The sequence below is a fragment of the Sulfuricurvum sp. MLSB genome, assembly GCF_000747095.1.
GTDB lineage: Bacteria > Campylobacterota > Campylobacteria > Campylobacterales > Sulfurimonadaceae > Sulfuricurvum.
In genome coordinates this window covers 1-1,791 of sequence record NZ_JQGL01000037.1, presented here as the reverse complement: position 1 = coordinate 1,791, position 1,791 = coordinate 1, and the positions used below count along the sequence as shown (strand labels likewise).

The 1,791-nt window shown below is 46.8% G+C and carries 3 protein-coding genes; 1 reads left to right on the top strand and 2 read right to left on the bottom strand.

Features of this window, described 5'->3' with window-relative positions:
• On the bottom strand, window positions 1-290 hold a 290-nt coding region (locus JU82_RS04050; RefSeq protein WP_037946817.1), incomplete at its 3' end, for a PAS domain-containing protein.
• A gap of 177 nt (window positions 291-467) precedes the next feature.
• Between JU82_RS04050 and JU82_RS04045 the strand changes: the two genes are divergently transcribed.
• Window positions 468-728 carry a hypothetical protein gene (locus JU82_RS04045; RefSeq protein WP_294892106.1) on the top strand — a complete coding sequence of 87 codons (261 nt, stop codon included), beginning with the start codon at window positions 468-470 and terminating at the stop codon, window positions 726-728.
• Here the strand turns inward: JU82_RS04045 and JU82_RS04040 are convergent.
• A partial coding sequence (locus JU82_RS04040; RefSeq protein ID WP_294892105.1) for a PAS domain S-box protein occupies window positions 718-1,791 on the bottom strand: 1,074 nt, incomplete at its 5' end. The two genes, JU82_RS04045 and JU82_RS04040, sit on opposite strands and share 11 nt — an antisense overlap.

Below are 1,791 nucleotides of genomic sequence, written 5' to 3'. Positions count from 1 at the left end.
GGGACGGGCGAACCGTCTTTTTTCGTATGAACCGTTTCAAACGATACATCCCCCATAGAACAGGCCGAAGGAGCGCTTTCATGCTCGACCAGACGGAGCATGCATTCGGGAGCGAACACTTCCCCGGGCGACGCACCTATCAGCTCATGCTGTTCGTAACCGTGAATACGGGCAAATGCGGGATTAACCATTTCCAAACGATTGTCTTCGGCATTGCAGATGGCGATACCGACTTTGGCATTGTCAAATATGTACTTCAGTTTATCTATATGCGGCTCTAATATGGACACAGGGGTCTCCTCGAATAAACAATTTGCTACTTTGATTTTTAAGCGATATTAAGTGTGCGGCCAACGCCCATGACAGAGACGATGCCCACCCTCAGTTTTCATTCATTCATTAATATTATCAATACATCAGTCACATATCGGTCACACAATTACCCTGTGTAAAAGACTATTCTGTGCTTGAAAAATAGCTATTGTTTAGGAAGAAAAGGAAGTGAATTTGAACTGAGGGAGGATACCGTGGTTGACATGAATGAAGATCAGGAAAGCTGTCACGCATTTGATGCCGTATTTAATCAGATAAAAGTTTTACAGACACTCCAACAAAAAATAAACCATCAGAATATCGTAGCACTGGAAAAATGTAAAAAAGAGCTTGAAAATCTCTTCAACGCAACCAAAGCCACGAAAAATGACCCCCTGTCACGTATTATTCAGTAATCTCTTTCGGCGGCACTGCCGCCGCGATTCTGGAGAGGCGTTCTTCCAGCGCCAGCCGCTCCAGCTGAAGCGCTTCGATCTTTTTACGTTCGCTGATCTCTTTGACGATGGAGAGTCTCAGACGGACATCCTCATATTCGAACGCAGTGACGGTAATCTCTACATCCACGATATGACCGTCTTTTGCCCGATGTTTTGTCTCAAAAGTAAAATCTTTTGCGCTGGCGACACGCTCTTTGACGGCATCGATAGCCTCTTTACTCATATAAGCGTCTACTTCATAAACCTTCATCCGCATCAACTCTTCGACGCTGTATCCCAGCATACGGCACGCACCTTCGCTGACATAGAGGATGGAACGGTCATCCCCTACGATATAAACCGCTTCGCTGGCATGGTTCATCGCCGTTTCGACAAGCCGGAGCCGTTTATCAACCTCTTTTTTGCCCGTAATGTCTTTGACAACCGAAACCTCGACTTCCGTGCCGTTAAAGACGAACGAACTTCCGGCGATCTCGACATCCAGTATACGCCCCTCTTTCGTCCGATGCTTCGTTTCGAAAAGCGTATGTTTGGCGCTGAGAGTATGTTCCCGTATCAAAGAGATATGTTCCGCCGAGAAAAGTACATCGATGTCATACACTTTCATCCCCGTAAGTTCATTCCGAGTGTAGCCCAGCATGTGGCAAGCTCCGTCATTGACGTAGAGAATCGAAAGCGTTTCGTCGGTGATGTAAATCGCCTCGGTACTGCTGTTTACCGCCGTATTAACCAGCTGCAGCTGGGCGGTGCGTTCTCTTACCCTCTCTTCCAGCGTCGTATTCAGTTCCCGAATCATATCCTCAGCCTGTTTTCGTTCCGTGATGTCTTGCACCGCACCGATGGCAAGCACAGGATTTCCGGCCGCGTCATACTGTGTTTCACAACTTTCCAAAACGTATTTGATGCGTCCGTCACTCATCACTATTCTATGAACGATTTCAAAGGGTTGTTTGGTGTTCAGCGACTCTTCAAATGTATTATGGACCATTTCCCTATCATCGGGATGGACAGAGTCAGAAAA